Source organism: Streptomyces sp. cg36, from assembly GCF_041080675.1.
Taxonomy (GTDB): domain Bacteria; phylum Actinomycetota; class Actinomycetes; order Streptomycetales; family Streptomycetaceae; genus Streptomyces.
The window spans coordinates 2,079,878-2,097,272 of the sequence record NZ_CP163520.1 but is presented as its reverse complement, the minus strand read 5'-3'; the positions used below and the strand labels follow the sequence as shown (position 1 = coordinate 2,097,272).

General features: G+C 72.4%; 14 protein-coding genes. 9 read left to right on the top strand and 5 right to left on the bottom strand.

Annotated features, from left to right (window positions below):
* Positions 1–22 precede the first annotated feature (22 nt).
* Positions 23–1,993 carry an ATP-dependent DNA helicase gene (locus tag AB5J87_RS09235; protein WP_369375902.1) on the top strand — a complete coding sequence of 657 codons (1,971 nt, stop codon included), beginning with the start codon at positions 23–25 and terminating at the stop codon, positions 1,991–1,993.
* A gap of 249 nt (positions 1,994–2,242) precedes the next feature.
* Here the strand turns inward: AB5J87_RS09235 and lexA are convergent, their stop codons facing one another.
* Positions 2,243–3,037 (bottom strand): transcriptional repressor LexA, encoded by a 795-nt coding sequence (lexA, locus tag AB5J87_RS09230; RefSeq protein WP_369375901.1) that lies wholly within the window; start codon positions 3,035–3,037, stop codon positions 2,243–2,245.
* 621 nt (positions 3,038–3,658) lie between these two features.
* Between lexA and nrdR the strand changes: the two genes are divergently transcribed.
* Together nrdR and AB5J87_RS09220 are read left to right on the top strand one after the other, a co-directional pair.
* Positions 3,659–4,180, top strand: coding sequence for a transcriptional regulator NrdR (gene nrdR, locus AB5J87_RS09225; protein ID WP_369375900.1), 522 nt, complete (start codon positions 3,659–3,661; stop codon positions 4,178–4,180).
* Positions 4,181–4,319: 139 nt separating this feature from the next.
* Entirely contained in the window at positions 4,320–7,214 is a 2,895-nt protein-coding gene (locus AB5J87_RS09220; protein ID WP_369375899.1) for a vitamin B12-dependent ribonucleotide reductase, read from the top strand.
* A gap of 168 nt (positions 7,215–7,382) precedes the next feature.
* Here AB5J87_RS09220 and AB5J87_RS09215 read toward each other — a convergent pair whose 3' ends face one another.
* Positions 7,383–7,913: a TerD family protein gene (locus AB5J87_RS09215; RefSeq protein WP_369375898.1), complete on the bottom strand. Its 531-nt coding sequence runs from the start codon at positions 7,911–7,913 to the stop codon at positions 7,383–7,385.
* Positions 7,914–8,036: 123 nt separating this feature from the next.
* Here AB5J87_RS09215 and AB5J87_RS09210 point away from each other — a divergent pair, with 123 nt between their 5' ends.
* The 3 genes from AB5J87_RS09210 to AB5J87_RS09200 all read left to right on the top strand — a co-directional run bounded on the left by AB5J87_RS09210 (position 8,037) and on the right by AB5J87_RS09200 (position 10,300).
* The gene (locus AB5J87_RS09210) at positions 8,037–8,642 is read left to right on the top strand and encodes a YdbC family protein (RefSeq protein ID WP_369375897.1); all 606 of its coding nucleotides are present in this window, start codon (positions 8,037–8,039) and stop codon (positions 8,640–8,642) included.
* Between the two features lie 74 nt (positions 8,643–8,716).
* On the top strand, positions 8,717–9,376 hold the full coding sequence (locus AB5J87_RS09205; RefSeq protein ID WP_369375896.1) for a histidine phosphatase family protein: 660 nt from the start codon (positions 8,717–8,719) through the stop codon (positions 9,374–9,376).
* Between the two features lie 12 nt (positions 9,377–9,388).
* Complete coding sequence (locus AB5J87_RS09200) at positions 9,389–10,300, top strand: ADP-ribosylglycohydrolase family protein (RefSeq protein ID WP_369375895.1); 912 nt, start codon at positions 9,389–9,391, stop codon at positions 10,298–10,300.
* A gap of 66 nt (positions 10,301–10,366) precedes the next feature.
* Here AB5J87_RS09200 and AB5J87_RS09195 read toward each other — a convergent pair whose 3' ends face one another.
* Positions 10,367–11,926: an MFS transporter gene (locus AB5J87_RS09195; protein WP_369375894.1), complete on the bottom strand. Its 1,560-nt coding sequence runs from the start codon at positions 11,924–11,926 to the stop codon at positions 10,367–10,369.
* 216 nt (positions 11,927–12,142) lie between these two features.
* Between AB5J87_RS09195 and AB5J87_RS09190 the strand changes: the two genes are divergently transcribed.
* From AB5J87_RS09190 to AB5J87_RS09180, 3 genes are all read left to right on the top strand, one after another.
* Positions 12,143–12,766 (top strand): TetR/AcrR family transcriptional regulator, encoded by a 624-nt coding sequence (locus tag AB5J87_RS09190; protein ID WP_369375893.1) that lies wholly within the window; start codon positions 12,143–12,145, stop codon positions 12,764–12,766.
* A 51-nt stretch (positions 12,767–12,817) separates the two neighbouring features.
* Positions 12,818–13,528: a ribonuclease HII gene (locus AB5J87_RS09185; RefSeq protein ID WP_369375892.1), complete on the top strand. Its 711-nt coding sequence runs from the start codon at positions 12,818–12,820 to the stop codon at positions 13,526–13,528.
* Between the two features lie 105 nt (positions 13,529–13,633).
* Complete coding sequence (locus AB5J87_RS09180; protein WP_369375891.1) at positions 13,634–14,251, top strand: hypothetical protein; 618 nt, start codon at positions 13,634–13,636, stop codon at positions 14,249–14,251.
* 72 nt (positions 14,252–14,323) lie between these two features.
* Here AB5J87_RS09180 and AB5J87_RS09175 read toward each other — a convergent pair whose 3' ends face one another.
* Positions 14,324–14,962: a hypothetical protein gene (locus AB5J87_RS09175; RefSeq protein WP_369375890.1), complete on the bottom strand. Its 639-nt coding sequence runs from the start codon at positions 14,960–14,962 to the stop codon at positions 14,324–14,326.
* Positions 14,963–15,187: 225 nt separating this feature from the next.
* A complete protein-coding gene (locus AB5J87_RS09170; RefSeq protein WP_369375889.1) occupies positions 15,188–17,359 on the bottom strand; it encodes a RecQ family ATP-dependent DNA helicase in 2,172 nt (723 codons plus the stop codon).
* Positions 17,360–17,395 lie beyond the last annotated feature (36 nt).

Genomic DNA, 17,395 nt, shown 5'->3' with positions numbered 1-17,395 from the left:
CGCCCCGTAGGGTGGTCGGGCTATGACGAAGCCATCACTCCCCGAGCTCCTGCACACCGCCGTCGCCGCCGTCGGCGGCACCGAGCGGCCCGGCCAGGTCACGATGGCCACGGCCGTCGCCGACGCCATCGACGACGGCTCCCATCTGCTGGTCCAGGCCGGTACGGGTACGGGAAAGTCGCTCGGCTATCTGGTGCCCGCGCTGGCGCACGGCGAGCGCGTGGTGATCGCGACGGCCACGCTGGCGCTCCAGCGCCAGCTCGTGGAGCGTGATCTTCCGCGTACGGTGGACGCGTTGCACCCGCAGCTGCGCCGCCGCCCGGAGTTCGCGATGCTCAAGGGCCGCTCCAACTACCTGTGTCTGCACCGGTTGCACGAGGGTGTGCCGCAGGAAGAGGAGGACGGGCTCTTCGACCAGTTCGAGGCCGCCGCGCCCACCAGCAAGCTCGGCCAGGACCTGCTGCGGATGAAGGACTGGGCGGACGAGACGGAGACCGGGGACCGGGACGATCTGACGCCGGGCGTCTCCGACCGTGCCTGGGGCCAGGTGTCGGTGTCGTCGCGGGAGTGCCTGGGCGCCTCGAAGTGCGCGTACGGCGCGGAGTGCTTCGCGGAGATGGCCCGCGAGCGCGCCAAGCTGTCGGACGTGGTGGTCACCAACCACGCGCTGCTGGCGATCGACGCGATCGAGGGCGCCCCGGTGCTCCCGCAGCACGAGGTGCTGATCGTCGACGAGGCGCATGAGCTGGTCTCGCGGGTGACCGGTGTCGCCACCGGTGAGCTCACCCCGGGGCAGGTCAACCGTGCGGTGCGGCGGGCCGCCAAGCTGGTCAACGAGAAGGCGGCGGATCAGCTCCAGACGGCCGCCGAGGGCTTCGAGCGGCTGATGGAGCTGGCGCTGCCGGGCCGTCTGGAGGAGATCCCGGAGGACCTGGGGTACGCGCTGATGGCGCTGCGCGACGCCGCCCGTACGGTGATCTCGGCGCTGGGGTCCACCCGCGACAAGTCGGTGCAGGACGAGGACGCGGTGCGCAAGCAGGCGCTGGCGGCGGTCGAGAACGTACACGCGGTGGCGGAGCGGATCAGCAACGGCTCGGAGTACGACGTCGTCTGGTACGAGCGCCACGACCGGTTCGGGGCGTCGCTGCGGGTCGCGCCGCTGTCGGTGTCGGGGCTGCTGCGGGAGAAGCTGTTCGCGGACCGTTCGGTGGTGCTGACGTCGGCGACGCTCAAGCTCGGCGGGGACTTCAACGGGGTGGGCGCCTCGCTGGGGCTCGCTCCGGAGGGCACCGAGGGCGAGGACGTGCCGCAGTGGAAGGGCATCGACGTCGGCTCGCCGTTCGACTATCCCAAGCAGGGCATCCTCTATGTGGCGCGCCATCTGGCCACGCCGGGGCGTGAGGGCTCGCGCGGCGACATGATGGACGAGCTGGCCGAGCTGGTGGAGGCGGCCGGGGGCCGCACGCTGGGGCTGTTCTCCTCGATGCGGGCCGCCCAGGCCGCCGCCGAGGAGCTGCGCGGCCGGCTGGACAAGCCGATCCTGCTGCAGGGCGAGGACACCCTGGGTGAGTTGATCAAGACGTTCGCGGGGGATCCCGAGACCTGTCTGTTCGGCACGCTGTCGCTGTGGCAGGGCGTGGATGTGCCGGGCCCCAGCTGCCAGTTGGTGATCATGGACCGGATTCCGTTCCCCCGGCCGGACGATCCGCTGATGAGCGCGCGCCAGAAGGCCGTGGAGGAGGGCGGCGGCAATGGCTTCATGGCGGTCGCGGCCACCCATGCCGCACTGCTGATGGCGCAGGGCGCGGGCCGTCTGGTGCGGGCCACCGGTGACCGGGGGGTGGTGGCGGTGCTGGATCCGAGGCTGGCCAACGCCCGCTACGGCAGCTATCTGCGGGCTTCGCTGCCGGACTTCTGGTACACCACGGACCGCAATCAGGTGCGCCGCTCGCTGGCCGCGATCGACGCGGCGGCGAAGGCCGACAGCAAGTAGCCCCACCGAGCGGTTCCGCCGAGGAGCCCCACCCAGGAGTCCCGCCGGGACGCGCCCCGGACCACTCCGGGGACCAGGGGCCCGCTCGGGAGACCCGCTCGGCACGTATCCGGCCCGGCTGCCGCCGTTGCGGCAGCCGGGCCGGGGTGACCTTCGAGGACGGAGCTTCGAGGACACGGCTTCGAGGGCACAGCAGGGCCCCGGGACCGGCGCAGTGGGTCCCGGGGCCGGTTTGTGGCGGCGGGTGGGTCAGACGCGCCGCAGGACTGCCACGACCTTGCCGAGGATGGTCGCCTCGTCGCCGGGGATCGGCTGGTAGGCCGCGTTGTGCGGGAGGAGCCAGATGTGGTTGTCCTCGCGCTTGAAGCGCTTCACGGTGGCCTCGCCGTCGAGCATGGCGGCCACGATGTCACCGTTCTCGGCGACGGGCTGGCGGCGGACGGTGACCCAGTCCCCGTCGCAGATCGCGGCTTCGATCATCGAGTCGCCGACGACCTTCAGGACGAAGAGCTCGCCGTCGCCGACCAGCTGGCGGGGGAGGGGGAAGACGTCTTCGACCGACTCCTCGGCGAGGATGGGGCCACCGGCGGCGATCCGGCCGACCAGCGGCACATACGAGGCGGCGGGCTTGCCGGTGGTGTCGGTGGGCTGGGTGCTGGGCTGGTCGGAGCCGCGCACCTCGTACGCCCGGGGCCGGTGCGGGTCGCGGCGCAGGAAGCCCTTGCGCTCCAGGGCCATCAGCTGGTGGGCGACGGAAGAGGTGCTGGAGAGGCCCACCGCCTGACCGATCTCCCGCATCGACGGCGGGTATCCCCGGCGCTGGACGGAGTCGCGGATGACCTCGATGACGCGGCGCTGGCGGTCGGTGAGGCCGGAGCTGTCCGCCCTGATGCCTGGGGGACGGCCTGGGAGCGAGCGCGCGGGTCGCGCGGGGTCGGCGCCCTCCTGGTTCGCGACTGTGTCATTCATGGCATGCACCGGCTCAAGTCGGGTCTGGGAGCGGTCCTGGGCAGTGATGGTGGCACTGTCTGCGGTGGTGGTCACGTCGGCCCCTCTCGAAATGGTCTCCCTAGCTGGACAACGGTAGTTGCTTTCGAAAGGTTGCGCCAAACACACGTTCGAGTGAAAAAACGCAGAATGTGTGACGCGGTTATGGGACCGGGTGTATGCGCTTGCCGATATCGGGACCGAACGGCAGGCAATTCGGACGATTACGGTACCCTTCACCGTCGGAGCCGCCGCCCGGCCGGAGGTCGCGAACGCGGCCCGTGGGCCCCGTCGGCGTTCACCGGACCGTGCGTGCGTACGACCGCCGGGAGGTGGCCGGTACCGGTTCCCCAGTCTGCCAGGCGGTCCCCCGCGAACCCCGGCGGGCGCGCCCGGAGGTCTCCGTTCCGGCGTGTCGTCGCCCTGTGGCGCCGGGCGGACACGGGCCGCGGCCGGGCCGGCGCACACGTCGTCCCTGTGCGACCGGGCCGCGACACGCGGTAGTGGTGACATCGCGGCCAAACCCCAGATCTAGTGGTTGGATTGGCTCAGCCGCCCAGAAGTTGTGGTCCGTGGTCCTTCGGGGCGCGGTTCATCGCCTATGCTTGGGGCTGCTTCGCGGGGCCCGTTCCGGTCGGCGGAGCCATTCAGTCGTGCTGCGAGGGAGGGTTGGGATCCATGCACTGCCCCTTCTGCAGGCACCCCGACAGTCGTGTCGTCGACAGTCGGACCACCGACGACGGCACGTCGATCCGCCGGCGCCGTCAGTGCCCCGACTGCTCCCGTCGTTTCACGACGGTGGAGACGGCCTCGCTGATGGTGATCAAGCGCAGCGGGGTGACCGAGCCCTTCAGCCGTACCAAGGTCATCTCCGGCGTCCGCAAGGCGTGCCAGGGACGGCCGGTCACCGAGGACGCCCTCGCCAAGCTCGGCCAGCGGGTCGAGGAGGCGGTGCGCGCCACCGGCAGCGCCGAGCTGACCACCCATGACGTGGGTCTGGCGATACTCGGCCCCCTGCAGGAGCTCGACCTCGTCGCGTACCTGCGCTTCGCGTCCGTGTACCGGGCGTTCGACACCCTCGAAGACTTCGAGGCCGCCATCGCCGAACTGCGCGAACAACGGCCTCCCGCGGACGACGCGGACGCGCGCGTGGCCGGAGTGGCCCCCGCGGTCCCCGTGCCCGCCACCGCCGCCGACTGACCGGCGGCCCGGCCGCCGAGCGGCGGCGATCCAGACCTGTCACGGGCGCTCTGCGCGGCGCCCGGGGCAACAGACACACACCGTGCCACGGGAACATTCGGGCACTTTTGGGCGTTTTCGCCCGCGTATGGGAGGCGGCATGACAGAGACGACGAGCGGCCCGGCACGTGGATCCCGCACCAAGGGTTCCAAGGCGGGCAAGGGCCTGCGTATCGAGCGCATCCACACCACCCCCGGCGTGCATCCGTACGACGAGGTGAGCTGGGAGCGCCGTGACGTCGTCATGACCAACTGGCGCGACGGCTCGATCAACTTCGAGCAGCGCGGCGTCGAGTTCCCCGACTTCTGGTCGGTGAACGCGGTCAACATCGTCACCAGCAAGTACTTCCGCGGGGCCGTCGGCACCCCGCAGCGCGAGACCGGTCTCAAGCAGCTCATCGACCGCATCGTGAAGACGTACACGAAGGCCGGCGAGGACCACGGCTACTTCGGCTCGCCCGCCGACGCCGAGATCTTCGAGCACGAGCTGGCGTACGCCCTCCTGCACCAGATCTTCAGCTTCAACAGCCCCGTCTGGTTCAACGTGGGCACGCCCCAGCCGCAGCAGGTCTCCGCCTGCTTCATCCTGTCCGTCGACGACTCCATGGAGTCGATCCTCGACTGGTACAAGGAAGAGGGCATGATCTTCAAGGGCGGCTCCGGCGCCGGCCTGAACCTCTCCCGCATCCGCTCCTCCAAGGAGCTGCTGTCCTCCGGCGGCAACGCGTCGGGCCCGGTCTCCTTCATGCGCGGCGCGGACGCCTCCGCCGGCACCATCAAGTCGGGCGGCGCCACCCGCCGCGCGGCCAAGATGGTCATCCTCGACGTCGACCACCCCGACATCGAGAACTTCATCGAGACCAAGGTGAAGGAGGAGGAGAAGATCCGCGCGCTGCGCGACGCGGGCTTCGACATGGACCTGGGCGGCGACGACATCACGTCCGTCCAGTACCAGAACGCCAACAACTCGGTCCGGGTGAACGACGAGTTCATGAAGGCCGTCGAGACCGGCGGCAAGTTCGGGCTGCGCGCCCGGATGACCGGTGACGTCATCGAAGAGGTCGACGCCAAGTCGCTCTTCCGCAAGATGGCCGAGGCGGCGTGGGCCTGCGCCGACCCGGGCATCCAGTACGACGACACCATCAACCACTGGCACACCTGCCCGGAGTCCGGCCGCATCAACGGCTCGAACCCGTGCAGCGAGTACATGCACCTGGACAACACGTCCTGCAACCTCGCCTCGCTGAACCTGATGAAGTTCCTCAAGGACGACGGCGAGGGCCACCAGTCCTTCGACGTCGAGCGCTTCGCCAAGGTCGTCGAGCTGGTCATCACCGCGATGGACATCTCGATCTGCTTCGCGGACTTCCCGACGCAGAAGATCGGCGAGAACACCCGCGCCTACCGCCAGCTGGGCATCGGCTACGCCAACCTCGGCGCCCTGCTGATGGCCACCGGCCACGCCTACGACTCCGTCGGCGGACGCGCGCTCGCCGGTGCCATCACCTCGCTGATGACCGGCACCTCGTACAAGCGCTCCGCGGAGCTCGCCGCGGTCGTCGGCGCCTACGACGGCTACGCCCGCAACGCCGAGCCGCACCAGCGCGTCATGAAGCAGCACGCCGACGCCAACGCCACGGCCGTGCGCATGGACGACCTGGACTCCCCGATCTGGGCCGCCGCCACCGAAGCCTGGCAGGACGTCGTCCGCCTCGGTGCGAAGAACGGTTTCCGCAACGCCCAGGCGTCGGTCATCGCGCCCACCGGCACCATCGGTCTCGCGATGTCCTGCGACACCACCGGCCTGGAGCCCGACCTCGCGCTGGTCAAGTTCAAGAAGCTGGTCGGCGGCGGCTCGATGCAGATCGTCAACGGCACCGTGCCGCAGGCGCTGCGCCGCCTCGGCTACCAGCCGGAGCAGATCGAGGCGATCGTCGCCCACATCGCCGAGAACGGGAACGTCATCGACGCCCCGGGCCTGAAGACCGAGCACTACGAGGTCTTCGACTGCGCCATGGGCGAGCGCTCCATCTCCGCCATGGGCCACGTCCGCATGATGGCGGCCATCCAGCCGTGGATCTCGGGCGCCCTCTCCAAGACGGTCAACCTGCCGGAGACGGCGACCGTCGAGGACGTCGAGGAGGTCTACTTCGAGGCGTGGAAGATGGGCGTCAAGGCGCTCGCGATCTACCGCGACAACTGCAAGGTCGGCCAGCCCCTCTCCGCGAAGACCAAGGAGAAGGAGAAGGCCGAGGTCACCGAGAAGGCCGAGGCGGAGATCCGCAAGGCCGTCGAGAAGGTCGTCGAGTACCGCCCGGTCCGCAAGCGTCTGCCCAAGGGCCGTCCCGGCATCACCACGTCCTTCACGGTCGGCGGCGCCGAGGGCTACATGACCGCCAACTCCTACCCGGACGACGGTCTGGGCGAGGTCTTCCTGAAGATGTCCAAGCAGGGCTCGACCCTCGCGGGCATGATGGACGCCTTCTCCATCGCCGTCTCGGTCGGCCTGCAGTACGGCGTGCCGCTGGAGACCTACGTCTCCAAGTTCACCAACATGCGGTTCGAGCCGGCCGGGATGACCGACGACCCGGACGTGCGGATGGCGCAGTCGATCGTCGACTACATCTTCCGCCGCCTGGCGCTGGACTTCCTGCCCTTCGAGACCCGCTCCGCGCTCGGCATCCACTCCGCCGAGGAGCGCCAGCGCCACCTGGAGACCGGCTCCTACGAGCCGGCCCTGGAGGACGAGGACGTGGACGTCGAGGGCCTGGCCCAGTCCGCGCCCCGTCAGACGGAGACCCTGAAGGCCGTCGCCGCGCCGAAGCCGGCCGTCGTCGAGGCCCCCAGGGCCGTGCACAACTCGGCCGAGCTCGTCGAGATGCAGCTCGGCGTGAGCGCCGACGCGCCGCTCTGCTTCTCCTGCGGTACGAAGATGCAGCGGGCCGGCTCCTGCTACATCTGCGAGGGCTGCGGCTCCACCAGCGGCTGCAGCTGATCACGGGCGCTCGTGGCCCGAGCGCTTCCCGGGGCCCAGGCCCCGCCCCGATGGGGACCGGCGAACTGCCGGTCCCCATCGGGGTTTTCGGGGCGCGCAAGCGGGCGGCCGGGGTTCTCGGGGCGCGCGAGTCGGCGGGGGCGCCGGGTGTCCGCGTCCGGCGCGGGGTCAGTGCGCCCGTGCGCCCATCGCCGCCGTGAAGGCGTCCGGGTCCAGGTCGAAGCCGCGCAGCCCGGGGTGGAACTGCCAGGCGCCGCCCGGGCTCCTGACGAACTCCGCGACCGTCGCGGCCGTGCTCCCCGCCACCGAGGAGAAGTCGTCGTGCGCCAACTCCGTGTAGCCCTCGCGGACATACACCTCGGGGTTGGCCACCTCGGCGAAGACCAGCCGGCCCGAGCGCTGCTGGATGACCACGCCGACCACGATCCGCCCGTGCGCCTCCGGCTGGCGGGCGAACTCCAGCGTCAGCACCTCGTCGTCCCCGAACCCCTTCCCGGTGGTGCTGTCCCGGCTCAGATACACCGTGCCGTCCGGGGAGCGGCTGTCGAAGTGCACCAGATAGGCGGGGTCGCCGTAGGGATCGGAGGCCCGGTAGACCGCGGCGATCACATCGAGGTCGTGGGGCGGGGAGCCGACCGGGCTCGGGTCCCACCGCAGCGCCACGTCGACCTTGTCCAGGCCCTTGCCGAATCCGGTCATCGCCAAACCCCTCCCCGTGACTGCCCGTTGCGAGCCCTCACCGACCATGCTGCCACGCGCGCGAGGCGGACCGGTCCGCCGGAGTGGGGCCGGGGCCGGTGGTCCGGGCCGTACGATGGCGCGGTGCTGGTCAAGTGGATTCGCTGCACGGTGGTCGACCGCCCCGGCTTCGACCGGGGACAGCGGAAATGGGCGGGGCTGCTGGGGGAGCCGGGGTTCCGGGGCCAGGGCGGCGGATGGAGCCGGGGGCGCCCGGACATCGCGCACGTCTTCACGTTCTGGGAGAGCCGGGCCTTCTACGACTCCTTCATGGCGCGCGCCCACGACCGGCTCGCCGCCGCCCAGACGGGCACCTACAAGAACCCCCGATCGCACCTCTTCGACCACCGCTTCGACGTGAAGACCGGCTTCCAGCCCCGCTTCACCGACGCCGACGTGGTGCGGGTCGCGCACTGCCGGGTCCATCCCGACCGGGTCGAGCACTTCGCGCTGGCGCAGGAGCGGATCTGGAACCCGGCGATGGCCGGTTCGCCCGGGATGCTGCGCGGGGTGTTCGGGGAGGCGCCGGGCGACGAGTTCCTGGTCCTGTCGATGTGGCAGTCGGCCGCCGAGCACGGCAAGTACCGGGCCGACCGGGTGGAGCGGCTCGCGCTGCGCGCCCGTACGGAGTCCGACGTGGCGGCGCTGACCGGGGCCGTGGTCGACCTCAACCCCAGCTGGACGGTCTGACCCGGCGGCGGCGCTACGCCGGATGGCGGCCTCTCGGCCACTCGAACGCGGGCGCGACGATCTAGGGTTTGTGCATGGCAAGACCGCGTCGCATCGTCCTCGTCCGGCACGGCGAGTCGGAGGGGAACGCCGATGACACCGTGTACGAGCGCGAGCCCGACCACGCGCTGCGGCTGACCGAGACCGGGCTGGCCCAGGCCCGGGCCACCGGTGGGCTGCTGCGCGAGACGTTCGGGCGCGAGCGGGTCAGCGTCTACGTCTCGCCCTACCGGCGCACCCACGAGACGTTCCGGGCGTTCGGCCTCGATCCGGAGCTGGTGCGCGTGCGGGAGGAGCCCCGGCTGCGCGAGCAGGACTGGGGCAACTGGCAGGACCGCGAGGACGTACGCCTGCAGAAGGCGTACCGGGACGCCTACGGGCACTTCTTCTACCGCTTCGCCCAGGGCGAGTCGGGGGCGGACGTGTACGACCGGGTGGGCTCGTTCCTGGAGAGCCTGTACCGCAGCTTCGAGGCCCCCGACCACCCGCCGAACGTCCTGCTCGTCACGCACGGCCTGACCATGCGGCTGTTCTGCATGCGCTGGTTCCACTGGACGGTGGCGGACTTCGAGTCGCTGTCCAACCCCGGCAACGCGGAGACCCGCACCCTGCTGCTCGGCGCGGACGGGCGGTACACGCTGGACCGGGAGTTCGCGCGGTGGCGCGTTCCCGAGCCGTACGGGATCACCGGTTAGAGTGGGTGTGCGATGACCGCTGACTCCACATCCGAAGCCCGCTTCGAACGCGCGCTGGCCAGCCTTCGCGGGCTGTCCGTGGGAGACGCCCTGGGCTCCCAGTTCTTCGTCCCCGACAACTATCCGCTGCTCAAACGGCGCGAGCTGCCCGACGGGCCCTGGCAGTGGACCGACGACACCGAGATGGCCTGCTCGGTCCTGGCCGTGCTGGCCGGCAGCGGCCGGATCGACCAGGACCTGCTCGCCCGGTCCTTCGCCGAGCACCACGACTTCGACCGGGGGTACGGCCCGGCCGTCAACCGGATGCTGCGGCTGATCCGGGAGGGCGGCGACTGGCGGGAGCTGGCCGCCGCGCTCTTCAACGGCCAGGGCTCCTGGGGCAACGGCTCCGCGATGCGGATCGCGCCGCTCGGCGCCTGGTACGCCGACGACCCGGAGCAGGCCACCCACCAGGCCGAGATCTCCTCGTACACCACCCACCAGCACCGCGAGGCCGTGGTGGGCGCCATGGCCGTGGCCGCCGCCGCCGCGCTGGCCGCGGCGCCCAGCGGCCCGCCCGCCCCGGCGGAGCTGCTGGACGGGGTGGTGGCGCTGGTGCCGCGCAGCGCGGTCGGCGCGGGGCTGCGCCGGGCCCGGGACATGCTGGACTACGCGGACGCGGGCACGGTGGCCGCGGTGCTGGGCTGCGGGCGGCGGACCAGCGCCCATGACACCGTGCCGTTCGCGCTGTGGTCGGCGGCGCGCTCGCTCGGCGACTACGAGCGGGCGTTCTGGACGACCGCGCAGGCGGGCGGTGACGTGGACACCACCTGCGCGATCGTCGGCGGGGTGGTCGCGGCCGGGAAGGCCGGGGCGCCCCCGGCCGGCTGGCTGGAGCGGACCGAGGAGCTGCCCGGCTGGGTGCCGGAGCGGGCCACGGGCTGAGGCCCGCCCGTGTGCCCGGCGGGGAGCGCCGGGCACACGGGGCACGCCGGGCCGCTGTGGCGGGGGTCAGCCCGCCGGGACGCCGGTCTTCCCGCTCAGCGCCTCCAGATCGCTCCTGCGGACCTGGATGACGAAGAGGGCGACCAGCGCGGCCAGTGACACCAGGGCGACGGCGGCGATGAACGCGGTGCCGATGCCGTGGGCGAGCACCTCGTCGCTCCAGGGCGCGGGCAGCTGGTGCGTCTTGGCGAACACCGCCTTCTGCTCGGGCGATCCATGCGCCAGGAAGTCCTTGACCTGCGTCTTTCCCTCGTTGCGGCTGGCCGTGCCGAAGACCGTGGTCAAGATGGACAGGCCGAGCGCGCCGCCGACCTGCTGGGTGGTGTTGAGCAGCCCGGAGGCGGCGCCGGACTCGTTCTCGGCGATGCCGGAGACCGCGGTGAGGGTGAGGGTGACGAAGTTGAGGCCCATCCCGAAGCCGAACAGCAGCAGCGGGCCGATGATCCCGCCGAGGTAGGTGCTGTCCGGGTCGATCAGGGTCAGCCAGGCCATGGCGCCCGCGGTGATCAGCGAGCCGGTGACCACGATCGGCTTGGGCCCGATCCGGGGCAGCAGGGTGGTGGCGAGCCCGGCCGCCAGGACGATGGCGAGCGTCGAGGGGAAGAAGGCCACGCCCGCCTTGACCGGGCTGTAGTGCAGCACGTTCTGCACGAACAGCACGATGAAGAAGAACATCCCGAACATCGCGGCGGCCAGGCTCAGCATGATCACGTACGTGCCGGAGCGGTTGCGGTCGGCGAACATCCGCAGCGGGGTGATGGGCTGCGCCGAGCGCCGCTCCACCGCCACGAAGGCCAGCAGCAGGACGACGGCCGCGCCGAACGAACAGAGCGTCAGCGCGTCGCGCCAGCCGTCGCTGGCGGCCCGGATGAACCCGTAGACCAGCGCGGCCATCCCGCCGGTGGAGGTGAACGCCCCGGCCAGGTCGAAGGTGCCCGAGTGGCGCCGGGACTCGCGGATGTAGCGGGGCGCCAGGGCCGCGATCACCACGCCGATGGGGACGTTGACGAAGAGCACCCAGCGCCAATTGAGCCAGTCGGTGAGCATGCCGCCCGCGATCAGGCCGATGGCGCCGCCGCCCGCCGAGACGGCCGAGAAGACGCCGAACGCCCGGTTGCGTTCGGGGCCTTCGGGGAACGTGGTGGCGATCAGCGCGAGCGAGGTGGGGGAGGCGATGGCGCCGCCGATGCCCTGGAGGGCGCGGGCGGCGAGCAGTTGCCAGGGCTCCTGGGCGAAGCCGCCGAGCAGCGAGGCGAGGGTGAAGACGAGGATGCCGGTGATGAACATCCGGCGCCGGCCCAGCAGGTCGCCGGCCCGGCCGCCGAGCAGGAGCAGCCCGCCGAAGGTCAGCGCGTAGGCGTTGATGACCCAGGTCAGATCGCTGGTGGAGAAGCCCAGGGAGGTCTGGATGTGGGGGAGCGCGATGTTCACGATCGTCGCGTCCAGGACCACCATCAGCTGGCACATCGCGATGACCGCGAGGGCGATGCCCGGGCGGTCCGGGCGGGGGATGGCGGACTCGGAAGCGTCGGTGCCGGGTTCCGCGTCTATCTGGTCTGACGTCATGGATGGTCCCCTTGAGGGGTGATAGGAAACGCCGCCGTTCACTAACGACAGTAGCGAGGGGAAAAGAGTGAACACAAGCGTTCACTAAGGGAGTTGGAGCTGGGCGGACCCCGCGTCCGGGGCCGCCGCGGCGCGGTGTCCGGCATGGCGTGCCTGGTCAAACGGCCGGGCGCCGACCACCATGGGGAGGCAACCGTCCCCAACGGAGAGAAGACGATGGCCACTTCGCGCTGGACCGCCGTCGGCGAGGCCCCCCGCGTCGCGCCGCGCCGCCGGGGACCCGTCCTGGAGCGGGCGATCCTCGACGCGGCGCTGGAGCAGCTCAGCACGGTCGGCTGGAACGCCCTGACCATGGAGGGCGTCGCGGCCCTCGCCCAGACCGGGAAGGCCGCGGTCTACCGGCGCTGGCCCTCCAAGGAGGAGCTGGTCGCCGACGCCCTGCGCTCGGGCCTGCCGGAGCTGGACCCGGCCGACCACGGATCGGTGCGCGAGGACCTCTACCAGCTCTGTCTGCGGGTGCGGGAGGCGATGTACTCGCGGGCGGGCTTCGCGCTGCGCTCGGTGCTTTACGAGTGCGACGCCGCCAGTGCCGAGCGGTTCCACGGCATGGTGCTGCGGCGCCTGGTCGAACCCGCCCAGCGGGTCTTCCGGGAGGCGGTGCGGCGGGGGACCGAGCGGGGCGAGGTGCGGCCCGACGCCACCGCGGAGGTGATCTTCGACGTGATTCCGGGGCTGATGATGTTCCGCGCCAAGGTGCGCGGCAGCGAATGGTCCGACGAGGAGATCGCGGAGCTGATCGACCAGGTCATGGTGCCGCTGCTGCGCCCGGCCACCGGCTGAGGCGGCCCGGGGTGTCATCGGCGCCCGCGGCGGCGTAACCTTGCTGGCGCCATGCCGTACGAACCACCCACCCACACCGTCGAGCGCTCGCTCCGCGCCACCACCGGTTACAAGATCATCGCCGGTGTCGACGAGGTCGGACGCGGGGCGTGGGCCGGTCCCGTCACGGTGTGCGCCGCGATCACCGGACTGCGCCGCCCGCCCGAGGGCCTGACCGACTCCAAGCTGATCACCCCGAGGCGCCGCCTCGAACTGGCCGCGCGGCTGGAGACCTGGGTCACGGCGTACGCGCTGGGACACTCCTCCCCGCAGGAGATCGACGAGCTCGGAATGACCGCCGCGCTCCGTCTCGCCGCCACCCGCGCGCTGGACGCGCTTCCGGTGCGCCCGGAGGCGGTGATCCTCGACGGCAAGCACGACTACCTCGGTGAGCCGTGGCGGGTGCGCACCGTCATCAAGGGGGACCAGTCCTGCATCGCGGTCGCGGCGGCCTCGGTGATCGCCAAGGTGCGCCGCGACACGATGATGGCCGAACTCGGGGGACCGGCGGGGGAGTACGAGGTGTTCGGCTTCGCCGACAACGCCGGGTACCCCTCGCCCACGCACAAGGAAGCGCTGGCCGAGCGGGGTCCCACCCCGTACCACCGGCTCTCCTGGTCGTACCTCGACGCGCTGCCGCGCTGGCGGCACTTGAAGAAGGTCCGCGTCTCCGCGGCCTCGGCCGCGCTGGAAAGCGGGGGCCAGCTCGGCTTCGACTTCTGAAATCCCTGGACTTTCCCCGCCCTTTACGGGGAGACTCCGCCCCGATCGCACTTTTGTGCCCACCCGGTGGTGCCCCCTTCACCGGCGTTTGATAGACCTTTACCCATGCCTCTCATCCCCGAGGAGCCTCAGATTCACGAGAGCGCCCAGGGTCCCCGCGTCACTCCGGCCGCCGGCCGCACCGCGCCGACCCCCCGTCCCGTTCCTGGTCCGCGTACCGCGGCCGCACCGCGCCCCGGCCGTCCGGGTCCCGGTCCCGCCCGGCCCACGCCCCCCGCGCAGCGCGCCCACGGCGCCGCGCAGCCCCAGGCACCCCTCCCGGAGACCGTCTCCGGGCCGCAGGTCCAGCTGATCCCGGCCCCGGCCGACGGCGCGCTCGACGCCGCCGGCGAGGCCGTGGACCTGCTGCTCGACACCGGCCGCGCGCCGGGCGAGGTCCTGGTCCTGACCACCGGCGAGCAGCACCCGTGGGCGGCGCACGAGCTGTCCTTCGGCGAAGCCGCCTACTGGGCCCAGCACGACGCCCGCGACGACGTCTTCTACGCCTCGGCCGCCTCGGCCGCCCGTGCCGCCGCCCGGCCCGTGGTGGTCGTCGCGGTCAACGGCGGCGGCGATGACGACCTGGCCGCCGTGCTGCCGCTGGCGCGCGAGCGCGCCGGTGCGCTGCTGATCGTCTGCGGCGACCCGCAGCTGATCAACTCGGCGCTGAGCGCGGGCGTCTGAGCGGAACGCCCCGGCGTTCCGCGGTCCTCCGTACGGCGGGCGGCCCCGTGCTGCCCGCCGCGCCCGACCGCGCTAGCGCGCCGCCGTGCGGCGCAGCGCCTCCACGGTGCCGCCCGCCGTGCGCAGCGGCAGCGCCTCGGGGGCGGTGCCCGTGCCCCCCAGCGGGCCGGGACGCGAACGGGAGCTGGGGTGACGGCCGCCGCGGCCCTCGCCCAGCACCTGCCAGCCGCTCCCGGTCAGCGTGATGTACGCCCCGCAGCGCAGCCCGTGCAGGGTGCAGGCGTCCCGCAGCCCCCACATCCAGGCGCCGTCCTCCTCCGTCCAACCCTCCTCGCCGTCACGGCAGTAGAGCAGGACGGCGGTGCGGACCGGGGTGCGGCGGCGCAGGTCGTGCGGGATCACCCGGCGCAGCTGCGCCAGCAGCGCGTTGCGCAGCTCCCAGCCGTCGGCCGGGGCCGGGCGCCGCACGAACGACGCGCTGGCCGCCAGCCGTTCCTCGTGGTCCAGGACGGCGACCACCGCGGTCGAGGGACCCGGACGGTGGCGGGCGTGCAGCCCGCTGACCACTTCGCGGGGGTTGCCCAGCAGCGGGATCCCCGCCGCCGCCCACTCCGCCGGCTCCAGTGTCCGGCCGAGGCGGTTCGCGGAGCCCGCGGACATGAGGGACGACGCGCCTGCCGAGGCTGCGGACGGAGCGAATCCGAAGGTCACGGTCCTCCCTTCCGGATACGCGCCCACAGTGCGGGCAGGGTCGGGTGAGGGCGCAGCTCGGCAGAGCCCTGGTGCGGGGGACGGCCGAGGCGGCGCGGCTCCAATTCTCGCTGGCGCACGGGCACGCGGCAACGAGCAAATGGAGTCGCTGACTGGAATCGGAGGGTATGGCACTCATATCCCTGCCCAGCCGCACCCCGCATCACGCCGGCCGCACCCCACCTTTCACCCCTGTACGGCGAGGACCAGCGGAAACACTCCCTGAGCGCCCGCCCTGCGCAGCAGCCGGGCGGCCACCGCGAGGGTCCAGCCGGTGTCCGCGCGGTCGTCGACCAGCAGCACCGGGCCGCCCGCCTCCCGCACCGCCGCCGCCAGCTCCTCGGGCACCGTGAACGCCTGGTGCAGCGCGCGCACCCGCTGGGCGCTGTTGGAGGCGGGCACCCTGCTCCCGGCGGCCTGCGCCCCGTACTCCACCCGGCCCAGCAGGGGCATGCGGCCGATCTCCGCGATCCGGGCGCCGAGCGACTCCACCAGGCGGGGCCGGGTCAGCGAGGCCACCGTGACCACGCCGGCGGGGCGCGGCGGCGCGTCGGCGGCGCCGCTCGCCCAGCCGCCGGGGCCCTTGGCCCAGTCCGCCAGGACCGTCACCACCGCGGCCACCACATCGTCCGGAACGGGGCCGTCGGGCGTCTGGGGGGCGAGCATCGGGCGCAGCCGGTTGCCCCAGCCGATGTCGGAGAGGCGGCCGAGCGCCCGGCCGGGCAGCGCCTGCTCGCCCGCCGGGATGCGGCCCTTGAGGTCGACGCCGACCGCCGCCAGGCCCGTCGGCCACATCTTGCGCGGCTCGACCTCGACGCCGGGTCGGGTCAGCTCGCCCCGGGCGGCCTCCAGCGCGGCGCCGGGGACCCCGGCGGTGAAGCGGGCGCCCGCGCAGTTGTCGCAGCGCCCGCACGGGGCCGCCGCCTCGTCGTCGAGCTGGCGGCGCAGGAACTCCATCCGGCAGCCGGTCGCCGCCGCGTACTCCCGCATCGCCTGCTGCTCCGCCTCGCGCTGGCGGGCCACCCACGCGTACCGCTCCGCGTCGTACGTCCACGGCTCGCCCGTGGACGTCCAGCCGCCCTTGACGCGGTGGACCGCGCCGTCCACGTCGAGGACCTTCAGCATGGTCTCCAGCCGGGTGCGCCGCAGCTCCACCAGCGGCTCCAGGGCGGGCAGCGACAGCGGGCGGCCGGCCTGGGCCAGCACGTCCAGGGTGCGGCGGACCTGCTCCTCGGGCGGGAAGGCGACCGACGCGAAGTACTTCCAGATCGCCTCGTCCTCCTTGCCGGGCAGCAGCAGCACCTCCGCGTGCTCCACACCGCGCCCGGCGCGGCCCACCTGCTGGTAGTAGGCGATGGGGGAGGAGGGCGAGCCCAGATGGACCACGAAGCCGAGGTCGGGCTTGTCGAAGCCCATGCCCAGCGCGGAGGTGGCGACCAGCGCCTTGACCCGGTTGGCCAGCAGGTCGTCCTCGGCCTGCTGGCGGTCCGCGTTCTCGGTGCGGCCCGTGTAGGAGGCGACGGTGTGGCCGCACTGGCGCAGGTGCGCGGTGACCTCCTCGGCGGCGGCCACCGTCAGCGTGTAGATGATCCCGGAGCCCGGCAGCTCGGCCAGGTGGTCGGCGAGCCAGGCCAGGCGGTGGGCCGCGTCCGGCAGCGCCAGCACGTTCAGACTCAGGCTCTCGCGGTCCAGGGGGCCGCGCAGCACCAGCGCGTCGGTGCCCGCGCCCGTACCCAGCTGCTCGGCGACGTCGGCCGTCACGCGCGCGTTGGCCGTCGCCGTCGTCGCGAGGACCGGGACGCCCGGCGGGAGCTCGGCCAGCATGGTGCGCAGCCTGCGGTAGTCGGGGCGGAAGTCGTGGCCCCAGTCGGAGATGCAGTGCGCCTCGTCCACCACGAGCAGACCGGTGGCGGCGGAGAGCTTGGGCAGCACCTCGTCGCGGAAGTCCGGGTTGTTCAGCCGCTCCGGGCTCACCAGCAGGACGTCGACCTCGCCCGCGGCCACCTCGGCCTGGACGGTCTCCCACTCCTCGGTGTTCGAGGAGTTGATCGTGCGGGCGCGGATGCCCGCGCGGGCCGCCGCCTCCACCTGGTTGCGCATCAGGGCGAGCAGCGGGGAGACGATCACGGTGGGGCCGCTGCCGCGCTCGCGCAGCAGCGAGGTCGCCACGAAGTACACCGCGGACTTGCCCCAGCCGGTGCGCTGGACGACCAGGGCCCGGCGCCGGTCGGCGACGAGCGCCTCGATGGCGCGCCACTGGTCCTCGCGCAGCCGCGCCGCTCCGGTCGGGTCGCCGACGAGGCGGGCCAGGACGGCGTCGGCCGCGGTGCGCAGTTCCGGGGTGCTCGTGTGGTTCATCCCCCCATACAACAGGACGGGTCCGACAACGGGCCC